Annotated in this window: 20 protein-coding genes and 1 riboswitch; of the genes, 13 read left to right on the top strand and 7 right to left on the bottom strand. The window is 31.7% G+C overall.

The annotated features are described in order from the left end of the window. Position 1: 1 nt before the first annotated feature. The 5 genes from thiT to JK636_RS09735 form a co-directional block, all read right to left on the bottom strand. The gene (thiT, locus tag JK636_RS09755; RefSeq protein WP_202748633.1) at positions 2-685 is read right to left on the bottom strand and encodes an energy-coupled thiamine transporter ThiT; all 684 of its coding nucleotides are present in this window, start codon (positions 683-685) and stop codon (positions 2-4) included. Between the two features lie 97 nt (positions 686-782). Beyond that, a riboswitch (TPP riboswitch) is annotated at positions 783-883 on the bottom strand. Positions 884-938: 55 nt separating this feature from the next. Next, on the bottom strand, positions 939-1,118 hold the full coding sequence (locus JK636_RS09750; RefSeq protein WP_202748632.1) for a hypothetical protein: 180 nt from the start codon (positions 1,116-1,118) through the stop codon (positions 939-941). Next, a complete protein-coding gene (locus JK636_RS09745) occupies positions 1,118-1,273 on the bottom strand; it encodes a hypothetical protein (RefSeq protein ID WP_202748631.1) in 156 nt (51 codons plus the stop codon). The genes JK636_RS09750 and JK636_RS09745 overlap by 1 nt, the downstream gene beginning before the upstream one ends. A 109-nt stretch (positions 1,274-1,382) precedes the next feature. Next, a complete protein-coding gene (locus JK636_RS09740; RefSeq protein ID WP_202748630.1) occupies positions 1,383-1,838 on the bottom strand; it encodes a PadR family transcriptional regulator in 456 nt (151 codons plus the stop codon). Positions 1,839-1,842: 4 nt separating this feature from the next. Next, positions 1,843-2,688 carry a DegV family protein gene (locus JK636_RS09735; protein ID WP_202748629.1) on the bottom strand — a complete coding sequence of 282 codons (846 nt, stop codon included), beginning with the start codon at positions 2,686-2,688 and terminating at the stop codon, positions 1,843-1,845. A 344-nt stretch (positions 2,689-3,032) separates the two neighbouring features. Here JK636_RS09735 and JK636_RS09730 point away from each other — a divergent pair, with 344 nt between their 5' ends. Beyond that, positions 3,033-4,133, top strand: a complete 1,101-nt coding sequence (locus JK636_RS09730) for a sensor domain-containing diguanylate cyclase (protein ID WP_202748628.1) — start codon at positions 3,033-3,035, stop codon at positions 4,131-4,133. A 310-nt stretch (positions 4,134-4,443) separates the two neighbouring features. On the opposite strand, the gene JK636_RS09725 is transcribed toward JK636_RS09730, so the two are convergent. After that, positions 4,444-4,944: a flavin reductase family protein gene (locus JK636_RS09725; protein WP_202748627.1), complete on the bottom strand. Its 501-nt coding sequence runs from the start codon at positions 4,942-4,944 to the stop codon at positions 4,444-4,446. 231 nt (positions 4,945-5,175) lie between these two features. Here JK636_RS09725 and JK636_RS09720 point away from each other — a divergent pair, with 231 nt between their 5' ends. The 12 genes from JK636_RS09720 to JK636_RS09665 all read left to right on the top strand — a co-directional run bounded on the left by JK636_RS09720 (position 5,176) and on the right by JK636_RS09665 (position 22,200). Further along, positions 5,176-6,390, top strand: a complete 1,215-nt coding sequence (locus JK636_RS09720; protein WP_202748626.1) for a sugar ABC transporter substrate-binding protein — start codon at positions 5,176-5,178, stop codon at positions 6,388-6,390. A 70-nt stretch (positions 6,391-6,460) separates the two neighbouring features. Next, entirely contained in the window at positions 6,461-7,396 is a 936-nt protein-coding gene (locus JK636_RS09715; protein WP_202748625.1) for a carbohydrate ABC transporter permease, read from the top strand. Between the two features lie 2 nt (positions 7,397-7,398). Continuing rightward, positions 7,399-8,295 carry a sugar ABC transporter permease gene (locus JK636_RS09710; protein ID WP_202748624.1) on the top strand — a complete coding sequence of 299 codons (897 nt, stop codon included), beginning with the start codon at positions 7,399-7,401 and terminating at the stop codon, positions 8,293-8,295. A gap of 97 nt (positions 8,296-8,392) precedes the next feature. Next, a complete protein-coding gene (locus JK636_RS09705; protein ID WP_202748623.1) occupies positions 8,393-10,354 on the top strand; it encodes an amylo-alpha-1,6-glucosidase in 1,962 nt (653 codons plus the stop codon). Positions 10,355-11,320: 966 nt separating this feature from the next. Then, positions 11,321-12,019: an MgtC/SapB family protein gene (locus JK636_RS09700; RefSeq protein ID WP_202748622.1), complete on the top strand. Its 699-nt coding sequence runs from the start codon at positions 11,321-11,323 to the stop codon at positions 12,017-12,019. A 472-nt stretch (positions 12,020-12,491) separates the two neighbouring features. Next, entirely contained in the window at positions 12,492-14,660 is a 2,169-nt protein-coding gene (locus JK636_RS09695; RefSeq protein ID WP_202748621.1) for a sensor histidine kinase, read from the top strand. A 17-nt stretch (positions 14,661-14,677) separates the two neighbouring features. After that, entirely contained in the window at positions 14,678-16,258 is a 1,581-nt protein-coding gene (locus JK636_RS09690; protein ID WP_202748620.1) for a DUF3369 domain-containing protein, read from the top strand. 152 nt (positions 16,259-16,410) lie between these two features. Next, a complete protein-coding gene (locus tag JK636_RS09685) occupies positions 16,411-17,418 on the top strand; it encodes an ABC transporter ATP-binding protein (protein WP_202748619.1) in 1,008 nt (335 codons plus the stop codon). Then, the gene (locus JK636_RS09680) at positions 17,415-18,242 is read left to right on the top strand and encodes an ABC transporter permease (protein ID WP_202748618.1); all 828 of its coding nucleotides are present in this window, start codon (positions 17,415-17,417) and stop codon (positions 18,240-18,242) included. Before JK636_RS09685 ends, JK636_RS09680 begins: the two co-directional genes overlap by 4 nt. 232 nt (positions 18,243-18,474) lie before the next feature. Then, entirely contained in the window at positions 18,475-19,269 is a 795-nt protein-coding gene (locus tag JK636_RS09675; protein WP_202748617.1) for an ABC transporter permease, read from the top strand. Between the two features lie 243 nt (positions 19,270-19,512). Further along, on the top strand, positions 19,513-20,946 hold the full coding sequence (locus JK636_RS09670) for an aspartate ammonia-lyase (RefSeq protein ID WP_202748616.1): 1,434 nt from the start codon (positions 19,513-19,515) through the stop codon (positions 20,944-20,946). 24 nt (positions 20,947-20,970) lie between these two features. Beyond that, complete coding sequence (locus JK636_RS09665; protein WP_202748615.1) at positions 20,971-22,200, top strand: NAD(P)-dependent malic enzyme; 1,230 nt, start codon at positions 20,971-20,973, stop codon at positions 22,198-22,200. Positions 22,201-22,231: 31 nt separating this feature from the next. Here JK636_RS09665 and JK636_RS09660 read toward each other — a convergent pair whose 3' ends face one another. Further along, complete coding sequence (locus JK636_RS09660; RefSeq protein ID WP_202748614.1) at positions 22,232-23,224, bottom strand: DUF3048 domain-containing protein; 993 nt, start codon at positions 23,222-23,224, stop codon at positions 22,232-22,234. Between the last annotated feature and the right edge of the window lie 121 nt (positions 23,225-23,345).

The raw sequence follows: 23,345 nt of genomic DNA, 5'->3' as shown, positions 1-23,345 counted from the left end.
GTTAATTATTCATAGAAGGCTTGCTCATAACCTTGTATATTTGTTTTATCGGTAAAATCCCAAGTACAACAATACATAAGATTCCTTCTGGGCCAATATAACTTAAATTATATAGGAAAGAATACACAGCTGCAGATTGTCCTGGTGCAGCATAACTTCCATAAAAGACGATTCCTGAGATAAAATGAAACAAGAATCTAGCTAAGATAGCAAGTATAACTCCAAGCAGCATATAAGGTTTTTTCTTATCTTTAAAATATCCTGCAATCCCTAAAGCAGTAAACGCTAATGGATAATCAAAAAGTACTTGGACTGGATGCATTATATAAGGTGCCAAAATAAAGTCTATAATACCAAATAATAATCCAGTAAGCATACCAATTTCTGGTCCATAAAATAATGCAATTATAAGTATTGGAACCATGCTACCAAGAGTTGCGCTTCCTCCATTTGGAAGTTGGTAAAATTTTACCATTTTTAAAACTGTACCTAGAGCCAAAGCTACGCCAATTTGAGTCAAAATTGAAGTGCTTAGCTTTACTCTTCTTACTTTTAAAATAATGAAAGCCAATACCAATAGACCTATGACAGCAAATATAGCAGTTGGGTGCTTTGGAGCATCTGCAAAACCTTCTGAAATAGATTTAAAATCTATTCCTTTAAATTTAAGTATAAAATTATTCATAAAAATACCCCCTCTATGTTTATGTGCTAAGAGGTACTGTATAGAAGTTATTTAGTATAAATAAAAAACCGTATTCAGCTTTGAAATACGGTTTTAAATGCTACTAAAATCGCTTTCCTACGCTGGTATTAACCAGATCAGGTATAAGGGTTGATGAATAAAATCATCTCTCAGCCTAAGGCACCCCTAGCACAAATATTATTTGATATTATTATAATATATTTGTAAACTATTTACAACATATATATTAGATTTAAAAAAATAACTGATTTATTCTGTGATTTATCATATGAGTGGATGAATTCTGCAAGCTGACATTTGAACCGTTTTTAGTACTAGATGGCATATGAGGTACTCCAACGCATATAATCATACCATCTTCTGAAGAAATATAAGATTCAGCTGAGTAGCTATCTATAACTATACCTTTCATTAGTCTTCCTTCCTATTTTTTAGAGTTTTATCTATTTCAGGCACACTAGTAAGATTTTTTTGAATAAAATCTACTCCTTCACCAACCGGGCCTTTACGCTTACTAGCCATAGGAAACTTTCCAACAGTCCCTTTTGCACTTTTTCCAGTACCCATTTCATCATCTCCTATAAATTTGTTTTCAATATATATTTTTAAACCTTTTGTATTTAATTATTCAAACTATGATAAAAAATATGCAGTTTGCAAAAGCAAACTGCATATATTAATCGTTATATAAATCGTTATATATTATCTTAAATACATCTAAAGCCTCAGATATTTTTCTTTTTAGCAGCATTTTTTTCTCTTCAAATTCTAATAGACCTTCATTTGTAAGAGTATATATTTTTTGAATTTTCTTTTTGGGATCATCCCATTTGCCAATAACAAGGTTTTCTTTTTCAAATTTTTTCAAAATAGGATATATTCCGCCAGTACTGGGGATCCACAGACCTTTAGTTCTTTCGCCTATCTTATGAGAAATATCGTTACCGTTAGTAGAACCTAAACTTAAAATATAAAGTACATAAACAGGAAGAAGACCTTTTGCAAAAACCTGACCTACAGCTTCCTTTTCTCTTTGTACTTTTTTTAGTTCAGCAAGCTTTTTTTTATATTCCTCATAAAGGCGCTTTTCTTCAGCTTTTATATCATTATTAGATAATTCAAATTCATCCATTTCATTAGTTTTCCTTTACGACAGCTATTCCTAAAAGGCCAGGTCCTGTATGAACTCCTAATGCTGGACTAATGTCTGTAAAATAAATGGAGGTAACATTTGGCATTTTAGAAAAAAGATCATAGATTTTTTCACCTTGTTCTAAGGCACCTCCATGCATAACAAATATTTTGGCTTTAGTGGTCTCCAAAGTTTCTTTTGCTATATCAATAAGCTTTGTTATAGATTGCTTTCTTCCTCTCACCTTTGCATAAGTGAAATATTTACCTTCATCGTCTATTGAAATTATTGGTTTAATGTTTAATAAATCGCCAATAGTTCCTGCAACCTTTCCGATTCTTCCGCCCTTTTTTAGATATTCTAAGGTTTCTACAACATAGAATAGAGATATTTTTTCCTTTATAGCAGGTAACATATCAACAATTTCTTCGAAGCTTTTCCCATCACTAATAAGTTTGCCACATTCGTAAACCAGAGCTCCAAGCCCTAAAGAAAGAGATTTTGAATCGAATAAATATGATACTAAATTTAAATGATTTTCACTTACAAGTTTTAAAGCGTTAAAAGTACCAGACAAACCAGAGGAAAGGGTTATAGCTATAACATGCGTATAACCTTGCTCTTCAATTAGAGAAAATAAGTTTTCCATATCGCCCATAGAAGGCATTGAGGTAGTAGGAATTTCATTTACTAAATTATCATAAACCTCATTTGGACTAATGGTAACTCTATCAATATATTCTTTATCTTTATATATAATTCTAAGAGGCAATATTTTTATGTCATATTTGTCTATGATTTCTTTTGTTAGATCACAGGAACTATCAGTTATTAAAGCAATTTTTTGCAAAATAAATTTCTCCTCCCAATGTAAATATTGTATAACTTCATTATATCATTAATGATAGTATTAGCAATAGTGATAATGCTCAGTAGTGATAATGCATACAAATATTATATATCAAATTTAAAATTATATTCGTTAAAAAGCGATTACATCGGGCATAAAGTAGTTGTAAACTTTAATAATAACAATTATAATTTTATTTATATACAATGCAATAAAGTTCTTACATTAATGATGTCATAAAATATTCAATCTTCAAGGATTTTTAGGACATCATTAATGTATTAGAACTTTCGCATTGTATTTATGAAACCAATAGTAAAAATATATGGTATTAGGAGGAAAAAATGGAGAGCAGATTATTTGCTTTGATTACTATATTATTCATGCTTTCGATTATAATACTACAGTATTTTGAGATAAAAAGAGTAAATAACACAATAAAACTTATAGAAAAAGTAAAAAATACGCTTTATGAAGTAGCTGAAAAAATAACTAAAGCTTCTTCTGAAGATGAAACATATATGCTAATGTTGGAAGCTGCAATCAATTTAATACCAAATGCATCAAAAGGAAGCATTGTTCTCCTGGAAGGGGACAACCTATTTCACTTTAGAACTATAAAAGGATATTCAGATGAATTAAAGAAGCTGACTTTAAAAAAAGAAGAAGTTTACCTTTATAGTATAAATAATTTTAGTGAAACTGCTATAATTAAAAATCCTAATAAATTTGATGAAGATATAGTTAATTCTGAGAAAATTGATAGAATGAAAAGCTATGAAGCTTTAGATATATTTTCTACAATTAGTTCACCTATATATATTGATGATAAACTTATAGGTTTTATAAATGTTGATTGCAGCACTAAAGGTAAAAATTTTACTAATGAAGATATAGAACTTATGAATTATGTAAAAAATGAACTTCAATTAGCACTGAAAAACTTTTTTATACAGAATAAGCTTAAATTTATGGCAAACTTTGATGAACTTACTGGATTGTATAACAGAAGATACTTTAAACAATTTTTTGTTAGAGAACTTTTAAAAATTAAAAAATACAAAAATGAAGTTTGTTTAGCACTTATTGATTTAGATGACTTTAAATATATTAATGATACCTATGGTCATAATATGGGAGATAAAACTCTTAAATTATTTTCAGATGTATTAAGAGAGAATATAAGAAAAACAGATATTTATGCAAGAATGTCTGGTGATGAATTTGTCTTACTTTTTACTGACTGCAGTAAAGACAAGGCAATTGATAGATTGGAGAACATAAGAAAAGCTTTATTTAAACGAAAACTTGGAAATATTACTTTAAGTTTTAGTTATGGGGTATGCCAAATTGATCCCTATGAAGATTTAACACCAGATGATATTTTTGGTGCAGCTGATAAAGAAATGTATAGAGATAAGAATAATAAGGCTAACAGAACTTAATATAATTGCAAAATAAAATAGCCGCCAGGCTGTGATGTAAAGGCCTTAGATCCTTGTGTAGAAAATAATATTTTACTTTATGATTCCTTTGCGTATGTTCTAAGGCTTGCAATATTGAAAAGTTAAGAGCCTCTATGAATTCGCTTTTAAGAGAGAAAAAGTTAAAGCGAATTCCTAGAGGCTCTTAGTTTTATGATTTCACGAACCTTAGAACAGTAGCAAAGTAATCACTAAGATTATATATTATTGTCCATGCAAATCCCTGCGGACTTTAAAGCGTAGCTTGCGATAACTTTAGTTCGTCCTCCACTTATTTTTCATAGCAGCTTACTATTTCACCATAGTAAATAGTATGATAATCACCAGAAGCGTAGCTGCCTTTTTTAACATCTTCACTTAGAAGATCAGGATTCATATCCTGCTTATAAACTATCTTACATTCATAATGAAGACTACATTCAGAGATTATAGGTGAGGAAACAAATTTTGAAGGCTTTAAAGTTAAATTACATTCCTTAAATTTATTTGTATCCCTTCCTGATTTAGAACCACAATAGGCAAGTTCCTTTTTTAAATTATCATCTAAAGGTATGCTTACTGTGAAGTCAGTTGAATTTTTCATAAGCTCATGAGTATATCTTGAGTGTCTTACTAGCACTGTGAAAATGGGTCTGTTCCATTCAAATCCTATATTACCCCAGCTGATAGTCATTGTATTAATTCTATCATTGGAACGTACAGTTAAAAAGGCACCTTTCTTATGTAAATAGTTCATAGCATCTTCAAGTCTATGGGTAAAGTTTATAGACATTTTAATCATCTCCCAAATTTAGTGATATATATATATTATACATAAATATATATATCAAAGTACATACTAAAAATAGTATGATACCTGCAAGTAGATATATGTATAAAATTCATTGAAAATATTTTCAGAAAACATCTTGACGAGTTTGTTTTAGTAAGCTATAATTTAGATATGAAGTGCAAACGGTTGCACGATTATACAAAATATAATTTATTAAAGGGGGAAACTTTAATGAAAAGATCTAGAATTTTAGTATCAGCTTTAGCTGCTATGGTAGTTGCTACTGCTTTAGTTGGCTGCGGCAAGAAGGAAACACCTCAAAATGCTTCTGAAACTAAGGGTGGAAAGAAGATAGTTGTTTGGTCACATCTTACAGATGATGAAGTAGCAGCAGTTAAGCCTATTGCTGAGGAATGGGCAAAAAGTACAGGAAATACAGTTGACGTTTTAGCAGATAAAGGTGACTTTAATGCATTTGCTCAAGCAGCAAACAGCTCAAAAGCAGCTGACATTATGTTTGGTTTAGCTCATGATAACCTAGGAGCGTTTGTTAAGGCTGGCGTTGTTGCAGAAGTTCCATCAGGAATTGTTGACTCATCAAAATATAATCAGAACATAGTAAATGCAGTAACAGTTGGAGGAAAAACTTATGCAGTTCCTCTTTCACAAGAGACTTTAGCATTATTCTATAACCCAGATAAAGTTACTACTGCTCCAACAACTTTAGATGACTTAATAGCTCAAGGTAAAAAAGTAGGATTTAAATATGAGGCTAAAAACCTTTACCACAGCTATGCATTTTTATCAGGATTTGGCGGATATATATATAAAGATAATGGTGGTAACATAGATCCAAAGGATATCGGACTTGGAAATGAAGGCGCTATAAAAGGCTATGATGTACTTGCTACATTTGGAAAAGACCTTGGAATGAAATCTAGTGTTGATTCAGGTATAGCTGGTGGAGAATTTAAAGCAGGAAAAATTGGTATGTATATAAGTGGGCCTTGGGATGTCGAAGGTTTCAAGAAAGAAAATGTTAAATTTAAAGTTGCACCACTTCCATCAATCAACGGAAAACCAGCAACTCCATTTTTAGGAGTTCAAGCAGCATTCGTAAATGCTAAATCAAAGAACCAAACAGAAGCTTGGGACTTAATGAAATATTTAGTTGCACACTCAGAGCAGGCATTATATGACAAAGGACACAGAATACCAGCTCTTAAGGATTCAAAATTGCTTTCCGACCTTTCAAAAGGCGATTTAGCAGCATTTATTGAGCAAGCTAAGACTGCATATCCAATGCCTAATATTCCAGAAATGGGAGCAGCTTGGAAGGTTAATGATTCTTTAGTACAATTAGTTGATGGTAAAATGGATTCAAAAGCTTTTGCAACTAAGGTTGTTAAAGATATAAATGACCAATTATCACAACAAGCTAAATAGTATAATATTGGCATGACAAATTAATAGGAGGGGATTATCCCCTCCTATTTGATAATGAAAGGGGATTACGATGGAAAGGAAGAAAAAAGGTAATTTTTATGATCGTATAAGAGGTTACGTATATTTATCACCAGCACTTATTTCAATTGCAGTATTAAGCTTAATACCTATAATATATACTATATATATCGCCTTTACTAACTATAATATAAATCATATGGAAGATTTTAAAATAGTTGGCTTTGATAATTTTAAACAGATTTTAGCAGGTCCGTTGAAACCAATATTTTTACCTGTTTTTGCATGGACACTTGCATTTGCTATTATTTTAACTTTAGGTAATTATTTTATTGGACTATTTATTGCAATGTTACTAAATAATAATAATATGAAAGAAAGAGGCCTTTATAAGGGTTTATTTATTATTCCGTGGGCTTTACCAAGTGCAATAGCTATTTTATCTTGGCAAGGTCTTTTAAATCAAGATTATGGTACAATAAATCTGATGTTGACAAAACTTCATATAATATCAGCCAATATTCCTTGGCTTACAGATGTAACATGGGCTAGAGTGGGAGTAATTATGGTAAGTTTATGGTTAGGCTTTCCATATATGATGAATGTATGCCTAGGTGCCCTTGCTTCAATACCAGATAACTATTATGAAGCGGCTGAAATAGATGGTGCTAATAGATGGCAGAAATTTGTTAAAATTACACTTCCATCACTTACATCATCATCAATACCATTAATAATATCATCTTTCTCATTTAACTTTAATAATTTTGGTGCAGCATACTTAATAACTGCAGGGGGTCCTCCAAAGCCAAATACTAGTTTTGCAGGAAGTACAGATATTTTAGCAAGCTCTGCCTTTAAGATGATTGGGCAGCCTCTATTTAGATATGATTTAGCAGCTGCATTGAGTATATTAATATTCATCCTTATTGGAACGATAAGTTTCTTCCAAATGAAGATGTCTGGTGCATTTGAGGAGGTGGACTAACAATGAATACAAAAACTACTAATACGAATGAATTAGAATTAGTTTATAAGCATAGATTAAAATCAGGTGAAAGAAGAACTCTTTGGCTTAGCAGGTTATTAATATGGGTACTGCTCGCAATAACTTTATTTCCGTTGATATCCATAATAGTAGCATCTTTATCAAAAGGTAACTTCTTCTACCAAGGAACCTTTTTTCCAAAAACTATAACTTTTGAAAACTATACTGGATTATTTTCTGGAGATCCATCAAAGGGAGGAAACTTCCCAATTTGGGTTAAAAATAGTTTAATACTTTGTGTTGCTGTTGCGCTTATTCAGCTATTTATGACCAGCTTAGGAGCGTACGCTTTTTCAAGAATAAGATTTAAAGGTAGAAAGAATGGTCTTATGGCTCTTTTAATACTTCAGATGTTCCCAGCTATGATGACTATTTCAGCTATATATGCTATTCTTCTAAAGTTTGACTTACTAGATAATCTTTATGCTTTAATCTTAGTATTTGCAGGCGGAAGTGCTTATAACATCTGGCTTCTTAAAGGATACTTTGACAGTCTTCCAATAGAACTGGATGAGGCAGCTATGGTTGATGGAGCAACTCACTGGCAGGTATTCACAAAGATAATAATACCTCTTGCTATTCCAATGATGGTGGTTCAATTTTTATTTAGTTTTATAGGAACCTATAGTGAGTACATGATAAGTTCTATAGCTTTAAAATCACCTGAAAACTTCACTTTAGCGCTAGGACTTAGAAGTTTTATAAACAATCAGTTCTCAGCTAACTGGACTAAGTTTGCAGCTGCAGCAGTTTTATCATCACTTCCTATAGTTATAGTCTTTATGCTCTTGCAGAGATTTATACAAAAAGGACTTGTTGCTGGGGCTGTTAAGGGCTAGTAAAATAAATAAAAGATATTAATTGGGTATTCATAAAAAGGGACAATAAGTGCCCGGTTTATGAATACCTTTATTTTTTAAAAAGGAGATTAAAAACATGATTAGATTTGGTAAATATGATTTGAAAGATTATCAGTCCTCAATATCTAAAGAATATCTTATTACTAATGGATTAGGAGGATACTGTTCGAGTACAATTTGCGGATCAAATATTCGTAAATATAATGCACTTCTTGTTGCTTGTTTGAATCCTCCAGTGGATAGAAAAGTGCTTCTATCAAAGTTAGATGAAACATTGCTTGTTGGAGATAAAGAGATTAAGCTTTATACAAATGAATATAGTAATGGAAGTATAGATGAAGGATTCCTAAATCAAGTTAGCTTTGAGCAGGAATACTTTCCAATTCAAAATTATGAAGTAAGAGGTATTCTTATAAGTAAAAAAATTACTATGGCATATAATGAGAATACTACAGTAGTTTCTTATAAAATTATAAATAATAATGAGCCAGTAAAAATTAAAATTGAACCTTTAGTTAATAATAGAGATCATCATGGGAATACAAAAAAAGGGGATTTTAAATGTACTTTTTTAGAAGTAAATAATGGAATTAAAATAAACTATGATATAATTGATGATGTATGTTTATACTTAAAATCTGATAAAGCTGGTTTTATAGAAAATTCAAGATTGGTAGAAGATATTTTTTACTTTAATGAATATCAAAGAGGACTCGATAACTATGATAATCATTTCGTTCCGGGATACTTTGAAATAGAAGTTCAGCCAAATGAGACAAAAGAATTTAGTATAATAGCTTCCACTGAAGATATTGTAGAATTAAATGGTGAAGATTATTTTGCCGCTGAAAGACATAGGAAAGAACAATTAATTGAAAAGCTGCCTGTAAAAAATGAGCTTACAAAACAATTATGCCTAGCTTGTGATCAGTTTATTGTAAAAAGAAAATCAACTAATACTTCTACAGTAATTGCAGGTTACCCTTGGTTTACTGACTGGGGACGAGATACTATGATTGCATTTCCGGGGCTCACTTTGACTACAGGAAGATTTGAAGAAGCTAGAGAGCTTCTAATTACATTCTCAAAGTATGAAAAGCAGGGGCTTATACCTAATATGTTTCCTGATACGGGGGTAGAGCCTTTATATAATACAATAGATGCAACATTGTGGTATTTCAATGCAGTGCATAAATATCTTGAATACACAAACGATTATAGTTTTATAAAAGAGTATATATTCCCTACATTAACATCAATGATAAAGAATCATATAAATGGGACGATGCACGAAATAGAAATGGATAAAGAAGATTCATTGCTAAGGGGAGGAAATAAGGATATTCAGCTTACATGGATGGATGTAAAGATAAACGATTTAACTGTAACTCCAAGACAAGGAAAAGCTGTTGAAATAAATGCTCTTTGGTATAATGCAATCTGCATATATACAAAGCTCTGCAAGGAGTTTGGGATTGACTATAAGTATTATGAAGAACTTTCAACAAAAATTAAAGAAAGCTTTACTAAAAAGTTTTGGAATGATAATGCTAATTATTTCTACGATTATATAGATGGCAATGAATATAATGAGCAGATAAGACCTAATGGTATCATAGCATTAAGCTTGCCATATACTATGATTGATGAAGAAAAAGCTAAAATGGCAATAGAAACTGCTTTTCAAAAGCTGTATACTCCATATGGACTTAGAAGCTTAGCCTATGATGATAAAGAGTATAAAGGAATTTTTATTGGCGGTGTATTTGAAAGAGATTCTGCATATCATCAAGGAACTGTTTGGAGCTGGCTTATTGGACCATTTATTTCAGCAATAAATAGATGGTACAAAGATAAGAATTTGTGTCATAAAATAATTGAACCATTTTATGACCATTTAAGGGACAGATGTGTAGGAAATATCTCTGAAGTATTTGATGGAGACAGTCCTAATACTGCAAGGGCCTGCTTTGCACAAGCATGGGGAGCAGCAGAGCTTTTAAGAGCATACATTGAAGATGCAGCAGAACATAATTAGATTGCGTAATAAATTGCCGCAGGATGTGGCGTAAAGACCTTAGAGCTTAGTGTAGAAAATAATATTTTACTTTATGATAACTTTGCGTATGTTCTAAGGCTTGAAATGCTGAAAAGTTAAGAGCCTCTATGAATTCGCTTTGACTTCTTGTTTCTTTAATAGCAGTAGGCATTAAAATATATTTGGTAAACTTAAAATATTTTAGCTTGCTCAGGAGAGAGGCTCTAAGCTTTTCAGCATTGCTTCGCCAAGAACATGAGCAAAGTTATCAATCAAATTAAAATATTATTTTCTACACTTGCTTTCGGTCTTTACACCTAGCCTATACATCTTTTACGCAATTATAATTATATATCTATACGATTTACTCAACGATTGTTTTTATATTTAAAACTTTTTAATATTTGGAGCTGTTTAATAATAGTGCTGACATAAGCATGTTCTTTTATGTCGTAGAAAGCAAATCTACTGCAAACCAGCATGGCTCAAGTAAATATTTAAATAGACATATATTTGAATATTTTTATAAGTTTATATTTAAATATATATATGATAGAAAGGTCATTACTCGCTTTTAACAAAGCCTAATATTTTACTTGATTAACTAGAGAACAACAAAAGTGTTATAGGCCTGCTTTAAGGTCTGTAGGGCAGTGTAGAAAATAATATATAAGATTAATTGAGTACTTTGCCCATGTTCTTGGTGAAGTCATAAAACTTAGAGCCTCTCTTCTGAGCTAACAAAAATTAAAATATGATATCAACATTTATAATGGAAGCTTCGCTTTAAAGATAGCAAAAGTTAAAGCGAATTCTTAGAGGCTCTTAGTTTTATTACTTTACGAACCTTAGAACAGTAGCAAAGTAATCACTAAGATTATATATTATTTTCCACAAAAAGCCCTACAGACTTTAAAGCACAGTCTGCGGTCATTTTAGTTCGCAATTTTATTAAGGGGTGATTAAGTGGTTTGGTACGAAGTTATAATAAGACTCATATTGGCAATTATTGTTGGTGGATTTATTGGCTATGAAAGAGAATATAAAAATAGACCAGCAGGCTTTAGAACTCATATTTTGGTATGTATTGGTGCAGCTGTAACTTCAATGATACAAATGTATGCAATACAAGAAACTTCAAATATGATACTTTTGCATCCTGCGCTAGAAAGTGCATTAAAGGCTGATGTAGGCAGACTTGGTGCACAAGTTATTACTGGTGTAGGATTTCTAGGAGCTGGAACCATAATACACGAGAAAGGTTCAGTAAAGGGGCTTACAACTGCAGCAAGCATATGGGTAGTTGCGTGTATTGGGTTGGCAGTAGGACTTGGATACTATTTCTTAAGCATATTTTCAACTATAGGAGTTTTTATAGTTCTTGTTTCACTAAAGCGGTTTGAAACACGATTTTTTCAAAAATCAAAGCTTGCCAAGCTTGAAGTTCAGTATATAGATAGAGTGGAACTAGTAATGAAAATGGAAGAATATTTTAGTTTGAAAAATATTAAGGTACAAAATATAGAGTTTGAAATTGAAGAAGATGAGGAAAATCCATATAAGACCAGCTTATACACTATACTCATACCAAGGAATATTAAAACTAGTGAGATTATAAGAGATTTATGTATATATAACGAAATAATCAAGGTAGTTTCAGTGTAAGAGAGGCTGTCTCAAAATAGCTTAAACCTATCGCGTGTTATTGAATTCTATGAAACTTTCGCTTCGCAGATAAGACTAATAATTAAAAAATTTATAAAGCCTAAATCCTATAAACTCGTTTCACTCGGTTCGGGGCAGTTTAGATTACTCATTGCCATTCGTAAACTGCCCCTGAAAAGCCATTTAGGCTTTTCAGCAATATAGGATTCTTAACGGCTTTATAAATTTTTTAATTAAAGTCTTATTACTGCTTGCTCACATGTTTCTACGTATTTAAATAACACGCTAAGTTTAGTTGTTTTGAGATAGCAACTTTTAATTATAGGCTCTTCTACTTATTGATAATAGACTTGAAAATTTCGACAAAATATACATATGTAAGATATTTTCTGATATAATACTTAATGACTAAACGTTATTGATGGGAGTGAGAAATATAAAAACGAATTATAAATTTAAGTCGAAAATAAATATGTTATCCACAATAATTGCATTAGGACTTATTATTTTAGGCGGGAGTAAATTATATAATTCATTTTTTAATTTAGCTAAGACCGAGACTAAATATATTAATTCTAATAATATTAAGTATACAATAGCTAAAAATGAGGATAAGGGTTATATCTATAAGCAACAATACGATAACTTTAAATGGGACAACTATGAGAGCGTAGATGGTGTAAATGGTGAGAATATAGACAAAGAACATAATCTATTGGTAAAGATCGAATTAGGTGATATTAATTTAAATAACCCGGCAGTATATTTTGATGGAATAAAAGGCATGGAATTTGAAGCATACTTTAATGGCGCACTTATATTAAAAGAAAATGTAAATGGGATACAGTATGCAACAGATCTTGATAGAATGAAAAGAAATATAATTATTCCGTTAGTAGTTCAAAGAGAACATGATAGTTCTGCTAATGATAAAAGTATTTTGGTTTTATTAATTCACAAAGGAGATAATAGATATTTAGGACCTATTGGAACTAAAAGTGATGTTAATAAAATAATTAGTATGGATGAAAATGAAAGTATATTAAGTAATGTATTAAGAAGTACTACTCAAAAGGTTATTACTAATTCAGTTATCTTGGCTGCTGCAATTATTTTTATTATATTAAGTTTATTCTTTGAGGATAAAGACAGAAGGGTTCTTTATTCTTTAAGTATATTTTTAATACTTATGGTTATTTACGGTGTGGCTAACGGAGATGAAATAAATTTATTAATTTACAATTCGTCTATACTGTGGAATTATCTTTTCTATAGTTCTTTAAGTCTTGCGCCTATAGCTTTTGTTTATTTTTTTCAGCAGGTATTTGATGAATGTTATAAGTTTTTATTAGATAAAATTAGATATTTATTATTATGTGCGTCTATATTGTTTATATCTTTGATGTTAATTTTTACATTAAGTCACGGCAGAGTATCTGTAATGAACATTGAAATTTATGGTTATTATGGCCTTATTGGGATAACACTTTTAGTGTTGGTTACTATATCCTTCTTGAGAGCTTTTAAAGGCGATGAGGAAGCAGTGATATTTACTATGGGCTTATTAATTTACATCATTTATATAGCTGATTCAGTGATAAAGAAGACCACTATTAAAGAAGGCGGCTTAATATTATTTATTCTGTCACTAATATTATTAATTACTAGACGGTTTATTAGGCTAGCACAAAATGTAAAAGATTATTCTAAGGAATTACAAGTTAAGAATGAGTCTTTGCAGAGTGCATGGAATGAATTAAGCAAATCTAAAGAAGAGATTTCAGAGCTTAATAGAAACCTTGAGCAAAGAGTTATCGATAGAACAAAAGAATTAGAAGAGTCAAACATAGAACTTAAAGAAGCCTTGGACAAGCTAAGAGTAACCCAGGATCAACTTATTCAATCTGAAAAGATGGTCGCACTTGGTGGGTTAGTAGCAGGAGTGTCTCATGAAATAAATACTCCAATTGGGGTAAGTGTTACAGCAGCTTCATATCTTCAGGAAAAAACCAAGGAATTTTATGAGGTTTTTAAAAGTAATTCTCTAAAAAAATCAGATTTAGAAAAATATTTGAATACATCTGCTGAAAGTTCTGAGGCTATATTATCAAATCTACAAAGAGCTTCTGAATTGGTTAAAAGTTTTAAACAGGTTGCGGTTGATCAATCAAGTGAGATAAAAAGACGATTTAAGATTTATGAGTATGTAAATCAAATACTATTAAGCTTAAGACCTAAATTAAAGAAAACTAAAATTACCATAGGTATAAATTGTGATGAAAACATAGAAATAGAAAGTTTTCCAGGAGCATTTTCTCAAATAGTAACAAATTTCGTAATGAATTCTCTCATTCATGCATTTGAGGAAGGGCAAGAAGGTACTATTATATTTGATTTTGAGAAGAAAGATAATAATATAATATTTACTTATTCAGACAATGGAAAAGGAATGGATAATGATATAGTAAGTAAAATATTTGATCCTTTCTTTACCACTAAACGCGGTAAAGGGGGAACAGGATTAGGACTTAATATAGTTTACAATATAGTAACTCAAACACTTAAGGGAACTATTATATGTGAAAGTGAGCCAGCTTTAGGAACTATTTTTAAGATTACTTTTCCAATTGAAAACTTGTAAATAGGAGATGGTTATAGATGAACAGTGGTGAGGATTTTATTAATTTTAATGATGAAGATGAGCTTATTTTTGCAGATGAAAATGTAAATGAGAATAAGTCAGTTAAAGTTATGGAAGAAAAGTGGAAAGTGATGATAATAGATGACGATGAAGAGGTTCATAATGTCACTAAACTTGTACTATCTGATTTTGAATTTGATAGTAAAGGACTAGAGTTTATTTCTGCTTATACAGAAGAGGAAGCGAAATATCTTTTAAGCAGCTGTTCTAACGTAGCAGTAATTTTATTAGATGTAGTCATGGAGTATGATAACTCAGGTTTAAAACTTGCGAAATATATTCGTGAGGAGCTTAACAATAAGCTTTCAAGAGTAATACTAAGAACTGGCCAACCTGGGCAAGCTCCTGAAAAAAAGGTTATCTTGGAATATGATATCAATGATTATAAAGAAAAAGCTGAGTTAACTGCACAAAAATTATTTACAACTATGGTTGCAGCAATACGCTCTTATAGGGATATTACTATCATAGATAATAATAAAAGAGGCCTTGAAAAAATAATTGAATCATCATCTACAATCTTTGAAGTTCAATCAATGAAGAAATTTGCAACAGGTGTATTAACCCAGCTGACATCAATACTGAACTTAAACAAAAGTGCAATTTATTGCCAGACCTCAAGTTTTGCAGCAACCAAAAATGAAGATGGATTTTATATATTAGCAGCAACAGGTGAGTATTCAGAAGGAATAGATCGAAGAATAGATGAAGTTATTCCCGATAAAGTATTAGAAAAACTTGAAACAGCTGCAAAAGAGAAGAAGAGTATATTTTTTGAAGATAATTTTGTTGCTTATTTTAAAAGTGACATAGGTTCGGAAAATATGATTTATATTCAAGGATCAAGAGAACTTAATGAGACAGATATAAATCTTATTGAAATATTTTGTAATAATGTATCTATCGCTTTCGATAATATTTATTTAAATAAGGAAATAGAAAACACTCAAAAAGAGGTTATATTTACACTAGGTGAAATAGCTGAGGCACGCTCTAAAGAAACAGGAAATCATGTAAAAAGGGTTGCAGAATATTCTAAGCTTTTAGCATTAAAGTACGGACTTTCTGAGGAGGAAGCTGAGCTGATTAGATTAGCCTCACCTATGCATGATATAGGAAAGCTTGCAGTTCCAGATGAGATACTAAATAAACCAGGAAAGCTTACAGCGGAAGAGTTTGAAATTATAAAAAATCATGCATCTGCAGGGCATGAAATGCTTAAGACTTCAAATAAAGAAATAATGAAAACCGCTTCAATTATTGCCTATGAGCATCATGAGAAATATAATGGCAAAGGTTATCCTCAAGGGCTAAGAGGAGAAGATATACACATATATGGAAGGATAACAGCTGTGGCAGATGTATTCGACGCATTAGGAAGTGAGAGAGTCTATAAAAAAGCATGGCCTATTGAAGAGATTATTGAAGTGTTTAAAAACGAAAAAGGACAACATTTTGACCCGGAACTAGCTGATATTCTTCTTAACAATATCGATGAATTTACTAAAATACAGAGTAATTTTATTGATATCAAATAGAAAGTATTATGGCCGCCTCTTTTGGCGGCTACTTGTTTGCAATCAAGTATAGAAGAATAGTAAAAATCATTATTAGAACAAAAGTTCTTGAATTACCAAGTTAAATAATGTAAATTAATATAGTGAGTATTAAAAAGAAAGAGGGGATAGATTTGATACAGGTTGAAAACTTGACTAAAGAGTTTAAAATATATAAAAAGCAGCCTGGACTTAAAGGTGCAGTTAAAGGACTTTTTAGCAAAGAAGCTGATATAAAAAAGGCAGTAGATAATATCAGTTTTAATATTGGCGAAGGTGAAATGGTAGGATATATAGGGGCCAATGGTGCTGGAAAATCCACGACAATTAAAATGATGACAGGAATACTTGTGCCAACCTCAGGCAAGTGTATAGTAAATGGTATAATTCCTTATAAAGACAGACAAAAAAATGCAAGCCAAATAGGAGTTGTTTTTGGACAAAGAACTCAGCTTTGGTGGGACTTGCCTCTTACAGAGACCTTTTCAATATTAAAGGAAATATATAATGTTGGTGATAATGACTACAAAAATAGAATGGAGTTCTTTAATGAAGTATTAGAAATCAATGAGTTTATTAGTAGTCCTGTGCGAACGCTTTCACTAGGACAAAGAATGAGAGCGGACCTTGCTGCAGCACTTATCCATAATCCTAAGATACTGTATCTGGATGAGCCAACTATAGGACTTGATGTTATGGTAAAGGAGAACATTAGAAAAGCTATAAAACAGATAAATCAGGAGTTTAAGACAACAGTTATTCTAACAACTCATGACTTAAGTGATATAGAGGAACTTTGTGATAGGATAATTATAATTGATAAAGGAAAGTCTGTATACGATGGAAGTATAGAAAAAATAAAAGATACATATGGATATATGCGAACTGTACAAACGTTTGTCAAGGAAATTAATGCAGCAAAACAAATTGATATAAGCAAAGAATTTGGATTAGCTGAAGAAGATGCTGTTACTTGGATGAAAGACAACAGCTTATTTGTAAGCTTTAATAAAAATAAGATTAGCATATCAGAAATTGTAGGGCATATAATGTCCAAGGTTCAAGTCATGGATATAAATATTAAGGAAACAGATATTGAGGAAATAATTAAAAAAATATACGGTCATGAGGTGAAGCTATGACTTATATGAAAAGAAAACTAAGGCTATACTGGCCATTTTCAAGGGGAGTAATACAAAGCATAATGAGTTATAGAGTTAACTTTTTTATGTTTGTATTCGGAAATTTAATGAGGACTTTTGTTGTTTATTATCTATGGAAAGCTGTTTTTATAAGTTCAGGTAGTGGAACAATAAATGGATTTTCTTTAAACGATATGATTATTTATATATTTATGAGCAGCCTTACAGCAGGAACAATAGCAACAGGAACAGACAGTGATATAGGGCATGAAGTTATGGACGGCTCAATAGCTATGAATTTAATAAAGCCTATAAGCTATAAGGTAAGAATGTTATTTATGTCCTTTGGGTCACTTTTATATCAGTTTATTTTTATCTTACTGCCCGTCTGGATAGGGCTCATTGCAGTAAGATACTTCACAGCAGGGGAACTTCCACCTGATGCAAAAACTATAGTGCTTTATTTATTAAGTCTGATGCTTGGATTTTTTGTTAACTTCCTAATGAATTTTTCTTTTGGACTGTTAGCGTTTTATGTAACAAACATGTGGGGTATAGGGCATCTAAAGGACGCAGCACTTTTATTCTTTTCAGGACAGCTTATACCTATTGCATTTTTCCCAGAGCTTCTTCAAAAGATTATGCAGTTCTTTCCGTTTAGTTCATTAAATTATATACCAGTAATGATCTATTTGAAAAAGCTTACTGGTATGGCGCTGGTGCAGGCTCTAGGCATTCAACTTTTATGGATAGCGCTTTTATACCTTTTAAGCCTATGGTTTTGGAATAGAGCAACCAACAAGCTTGTAATTTTAGGAGGTTAAAGCCCTAAATGGGCTTTAACGGGCAACCTGCGAGTGTGAACGAGCGAGCTTAGGTTGCCCAGTGGGCGAAGCCAAAGCCCTAAATGGGCTTTAACGGGCAACCTGCGAGGTAAAAGTTCTAAATGAACTTTTACGGGTAACTTGTGAGCGGGAGCGAACATCTTAAGTTACCCAGTGCCCGAAGGGAAATGAGTGAGTTTAGGTTGCCCCGTGTTCGACAGGAGGAGAAAATATGTTAAAAAAATATACAAGACTTTATATGAAGTTTTTAGCTCAATATTTAAAATCTTTAATGGAGTACAAAGCTGACTTTCTAATAGGACTTCTTGGATTTGTTGTAGTTCAGGCAACAGGTATAGCTTTTCTATACTTGGTATTTCAGCGAATCCCCAGTTTAAATGGATGGAGTTTTAATGAAATATTATTTATATATGGTTTTGCTCAGCTTCCAAGAGGACTTGACCACTTATTTACAGATAATCTATGGCTTTTAGCAGGAAGGATTATTGTAAGAGGGGACTTTGACAGATACTTATTAAGGCCAATAAATCCACTGTTTCATCTTTTAGCAGAAAGGTTTCAGCCAGATGCCCTTGGCGAATTAATAGTAGGAATTGCTCTTGTAATTGCTTCTGTACCTAAAATAAATATAACATTTACATTTGGAAACATTTTAGCTTTTATATTGGTAGTAATATGCGGTTCTGTCATATATACTTCTATCAAATTATTCTTTGCTTCTTTTGCTTTTTGGCTTAAGTTCAGCCAATCAATTCTTTTTATGAATTATATGTTGGCTGATTTTACAAAGTACCCCATAACTATTTATTCAAAATGGATAAGAGTAATTTTAACGTTTATTATTCCATTTGCTTTTACAGCTTACTTCCCGGCTGGCTATTTTGTAGGCAAAGTTAGTATGAGTGTGGCTGTTGGAGGCACATTTTTGGCAGCTGTAATTTCTTTTGCAGTAGCATACACTACTTGGATATTTGGGATAAGAGCGTATGAAAGCGCAGGAGCATAGTAAGTTGCAGACCATATAGCTAAAAGCTATATGGTCTTTGAAATTTTTCTGTCAATAATTATAGAAAAACAAAATTTAAATTATTATAAAACACAGTTGAATTTATCATTCTAAAGTAATATAATCAAATTAATGAAACTTTTCCTTCATTTTATATAAAATTATGAATGAAACAAATAAAGTTCCATATAAAAAATACTAATAATTGTAATGTAAATATTGAAAATGCAAGGGGAGTAAGAAATGTTATTTAGACTAGAAAGTGATTCAATTGGAGAAAAACAGGTTCCTAAAGAGGCATATTATGGTGTACAAGCCTTGAGAGCAGCTGAAAATTTTAGAATTACAGGTTACAGAGTTCATCCTGAGTTTATCAATGCTTTAGCAAAGATTAAAAAAGCTTCAGCACTTACAAATATGAAGGTTGAACTATTAGATTTAAAAATAGGGAATGCCATGGTAAAAGCTTGTGACGAGATATTGCAGGGAAAGCTTCATGATGAGTTCATTACTGATCCAATTCAAGGTGGAGCCGGAACATCAATGAATATGAATGCTAATGAAGTTATAGCAAACAGAGCCATAGAAATACTTGGCGGTGAAAAAGGCAGCTATAGTATAGTTCATCCAAATGACCATGTAAATATGGGACAATCTACTAATGATGTTATTCCTACAGCAGGAAAGATAACAACAATAATATTATTAGAAAAAGCAATCAGTAAGCTTGAAGAACTATATAATGCGCTTAAACAAAAAGCTGAGGAATTTGACGATGTTATTAAAATGGGAAGAACTCAGCTTCAGGATGCAGTACCAATTAGATTAGGTCAAGAATTTAAAGCTTACTCAAGTGCAATAAAAAGAGATATAACTAGAATAAAAAGAACTTTGGAAGATTTAAGCTATGTAAACTTAGGAGCAACAGCAATTGGTACAGGTATTAATGCAGATGAAGAATATGTAAAAGAAATTGTACCAAACCTTTGTAAGGTTACAGAGATGAAGCTTTTCCAAGCTGAAGATTTGGTAGATGGTACTCAAAATACGGATAGCTTTGCAGCGGTATCAGCGTCATTAAAAACATGTGCGTTAAGCCTCTCAAAAATTGCAAATGATTTGAGACTTTTATCCTCTGGTCCAAGAACCGGATTTGGTGAAATAAATCTTCCTTCTAAACAAAATGGGTCATCCATTATGCCTGGAAAGGTTAATCCTGTTATACCTGAAGTTATGAATCAGGTTGCATTTAATATTATAGGCAATGATATGACCATTACAATGGCTGTAGAAGCTGGACAAATGGAGTTAAATGCTTTTGAACCAGTAATATTTTATAATTTGTTCCAATCTATAGAGACTTTAACAAATGGTGTTGATACATTCATAAATAATTGTATAATGGGTATAACAGCTAATAGAAAACATTGTAAGGAATTAGTTGATAATAGTGTTGGTATAATAACAGCAATATGTCCTCACGTAGGCTATAAGGAGGCAGCTAAGATTGCAAAGACTGCTATAAAAACTGGAGAGCCTGTAAGAAAGATAGTTCTTCAGAAGAAGATACTAGATGAGGCTGCATTAGATACCATATTAGATCCTTACGGAATGACAGAGCCTGGTATTTCAGGAAAACAACTGTTATTTAAAGCCAATAAGGCAGCAAATGAATAAATAATAATTTAGGAGATGATGATAATGAATTTAAGAGAGACTGCTCTAAAATTTCACAAAGACAACGAAGGTAAAATAGCACTTCACTGCAAGGTTCCAGTAAAGACAAAAGAGGATATGACACTTGCATATACTCCTGGAGTTGCTGAACCATGTCTTGAAATAAATAAAAATTATGAAACAATTTATGATTATACTTCAAAGGGAAACTGGGTTGCTGTAGTTACTAATGGAACTGCTGTATTAGGTCTTGGTGATATCGGAGCTGGAGCAGGGCTTCCTGTTATGGAAGGTAAGGCAGTACTATTTAAAGCCTTTGCTGGAGTAGATGCTTTCCCAATATGCCTGGATACTAAAGATATAGATAAAATAGTGGATACAGTTAAACTTATGGAACCAACCTTTGGTGGAATAAACCTTGAAGATATAAAGGCACCAGAATGCTTTGAGATAGAGGAAAGACTTAAGAAAATATCTAATATTCCTATATTTCATGATGATCAGCATGGAACTGCTGTAGTTTCAGCAGCTTGTTTAATAAATGCGCTTAAACTTATTAATAAAAAGATTGAAGATGTTGTAGCAGTTATAAATGGAGCTGGAGCTGCAGGTATTGCTATTTCTAAGCTTCTTCTAAAGATGGGTATGAAAGATATAATTTTATGCGATACAAAGGGCCCTATATATGAAGGCAGACCAGAGGGAATGAATAAGTATAAAGATGAAATGGCTAAAATTTCAAACAAACAAAAGGTAAAAGGAACCTTGGCAGATGCTTTAAAAGGAGCAGATATATTCTTAGGTGTATCAGTTGCAAATTGTGTTACTGAAGAAATGGTAAAATCTATGAATAAGGATTCTATAATAATGGCTATGGCTAATCCTAATCCAGAAATACTTCCAGATGTAGCTAAAAAGGCTGGTGCAAGAGTTGTTTGTACCGGAAGATCAGATTTTCCAAATCAAGTTAATAACGTTGTTGCTTTCCCAGGAATATTCAGAGGAGCGCTTGACGTAAGAGCAAAAGAAATAAATGATGAAATGAAAATAGCTGCTGCTTATGCTATAGCATCAGTTATATCAGAAAACGAATTAAATGAAGATTATGTAATGCCAGCTGCCTTTGATTTAAGAATTGCACCACTTGTTGCAAAAAAAGTAGCTGAAGCTGCTATAAAAACAGGAGTAGCAAGAAAAACTGATGTGACACCAGAAATGGTTGAAGAACATACTAAAAAGCTTTTAGGAATATAATGATAAATAAGTAGATTGCACTGCAATCTACTTATTTTATTTCAACAGGGTTGCTCTTATCAATAATATGCCACCAAGTATTACCCGGATTTAATGGAATATCAAGTCCTTTCTCATCCTTAAGTATAGTAGGAGAAGCTATATCCTTTCTGGACCAAGTCATTTTTGTGTATCTTCCATTACTGAAAACATAGCCAGTACCTTCACCAACTAAAGCAATATCTAAATGTTGGTTATCCTTTTGAAGCTTTATATTTGTTGCCTGAACAACAACATTGGTAACAGCTATTGGGCGTTTGTCATCTTTGTTCAAAGAGGCCTCTTCGTTCATAGACTTATAATATTTTCCATCTCTATAGGTATAACTAGTAGAGTAGTACTTATTAAGTATTAGTAAAATACTGCTTGCTTTTGAGCTATTATCACTTAGCCAAAAGTCTTTATTAAATTTAGGTTTATTAGTAGCTCTATCTGTATAACCTCTATTGCTTATAGCTTCTCTTAACCTTTTAGCAGAGGTATATAAATTATGTGGAGCCTTTCTTTCTTTGTCTCTCCAGTAAAAGCCTGTATATGTAAATTCATTAAGAGTCATAAGATTATCATTCTTGATCATATTTTCAGCTTCTTCACTGTAACCACAGTGAGCAAAAGGTAAGTTATATTCTCTTGATATATTTAAAAAGTAAGCACGGGCACTTCGTATTGGTCCAATCTTTTCAGGAGTATTTTTCTGAAATAATGCAATAAATCTTGGTATCCCTCCCTCAGCCATAGTTTCATAAACAATGTCGGCATCTACAAGCCCAGATTGAGGTCTTGCATCGTTAGAGTTTTCAATTATGGCCATAAAAGGTATGTTTCTAGAAGTTTTTTCATCTACTGTTTCACCAGTATAAGGAGAAATATATTTTTTGTCATTAGAAACTTTGCTTACTGTTTCAACAGCTTTTTCCTTTGAACATCCAGAAAGAATACTTAGTGTCATTATAAGACTTGTCATAAGTATTAGCTTTTTTCTCATTGAACCATCTCCAAATAACATATATAACATAATAATTATATGCGGTAATTATAAGTTTATGATTTAAAATAAAAAGCAACATAAGATTATCATTAAAAAATAGTAAAAATTAAAGGTAAAG

This window comes from Clostridium rhizosphaerae (assembly GCF_016765585.1).
In the GTDB taxonomy this organism is placed as follows: Bacteria; Bacillota; Clostridia; order Clostridiales; family Clostridiaceae; genus Clostridium_AT; species Clostridium_AT rhizosphaerae.
This window is presented reverse-complemented; position numbering and strand designations above follow the sequence as displayed.

Bases quoted from the DNA above. Each gene is read 5' to 3' on its own strand.
- thiT (WP_202748633.1), bottom strand. From the start codon at position 685: ATGAATAATTTTATACTTAAATTTAAAGGAATAGATTTTAAATCTATT.
- JK636_RS09750 (WP_202748632.1), bottom strand. From the start codon at position 1,118: ATGAAAGGTATAGTTATAGATAGCTACTCAGCTGAATCTTATATTTCT.
- JK636_RS09745 (WP_202748631.1), bottom strand. From the start codon at position 1,273: ATGGGTACTGGAAAAAGTGCAAAAGGGACTGTTGGAAAGTTTCCTATG.
- JK636_RS09740 (WP_202748630.1), bottom strand. From the start codon at position 1,838: ATGGATGAATTTGAATTATCTAATAATGATATAAAAGCTGAAGAAAAG.
- JK636_RS09730 (WP_202748628.1), top strand. From the start codon at position 3,033: ATGGAGAGCAGATTATTTGCTTTGATTACTATATTATTCATGCTTTCG.
- JK636_RS09725 (WP_202748627.1), bottom strand. From the start codon at position 4,944: ATGTCTATAAACTTTACCCATAGACTTGAAGATGCTATGAACTATTTA.
- JK636_RS09720 (WP_202748626.1), top strand. From the start codon at position 5,176: ATGAAAAGATCTAGAATTTTAGTATCAGCTTTAGCTGCTATGGTAGTT.
- JK636_RS09715 (WP_202748625.1), top strand. From the start codon at position 6,461: ATGGAAAGGAAGAAAAAAGGTAATTTTTATGATCGTATAAGAGGTTAC.
- JK636_RS09710 (WP_202748624.1), top strand. From the start codon at position 7,399: ATGAATACAAAAACTACTAATACGAATGAATTAGAATTAGTTTATAAG.
- JK636_RS09705 (WP_202748623.1), top strand. From the start codon at position 8,393: ATGATTAGATTTGGTAAATATGATTTGAAAGATTATCAGTCCTCAATA.
- JK636_RS09695 (WP_202748621.1), top strand. From the start codon at position 12,492: ATGTTATCCACAATAATTGCATTAGGACTTATTATTTTAGGCGGGAGT.
- JK636_RS09690 (WP_202748620.1), top strand. From the start codon at position 14,678: ATGAACAGTGGTGAGGATTTTATTAATTTTAATGATGAAGATGAGCTT.
- JK636_RS09680 (WP_202748618.1), top strand. From the start codon at position 17,415: ATGACTTATATGAAAAGAAAACTAAGGCTATACTGGCCATTTTCAAGG.
- JK636_RS09675 (WP_202748617.1), top strand. From the start codon at position 18,475: ATGTTAAAAAAATATACAAGACTTTATATGAAGTTTTTAGCTCAATAT.
- JK636_RS09670 (WP_202748616.1), top strand. From the start codon at position 19,513: ATGTTATTTAGACTAGAAAGTGATTCAATTGGAGAAAAACAGGTTCCT.
- JK636_RS09665 (WP_202748615.1), top strand. From the start codon at position 20,971: ATGAATTTAAGAGAGACTGCTCTAAAATTTCACAAAGACAACGAAGGT.
- JK636_RS09660 (WP_202748614.1), bottom strand. From the start codon at position 23,224: ATGAGAAAAAAGCTAATACTTATGACAAGTCTTATAATGACACTAAGT.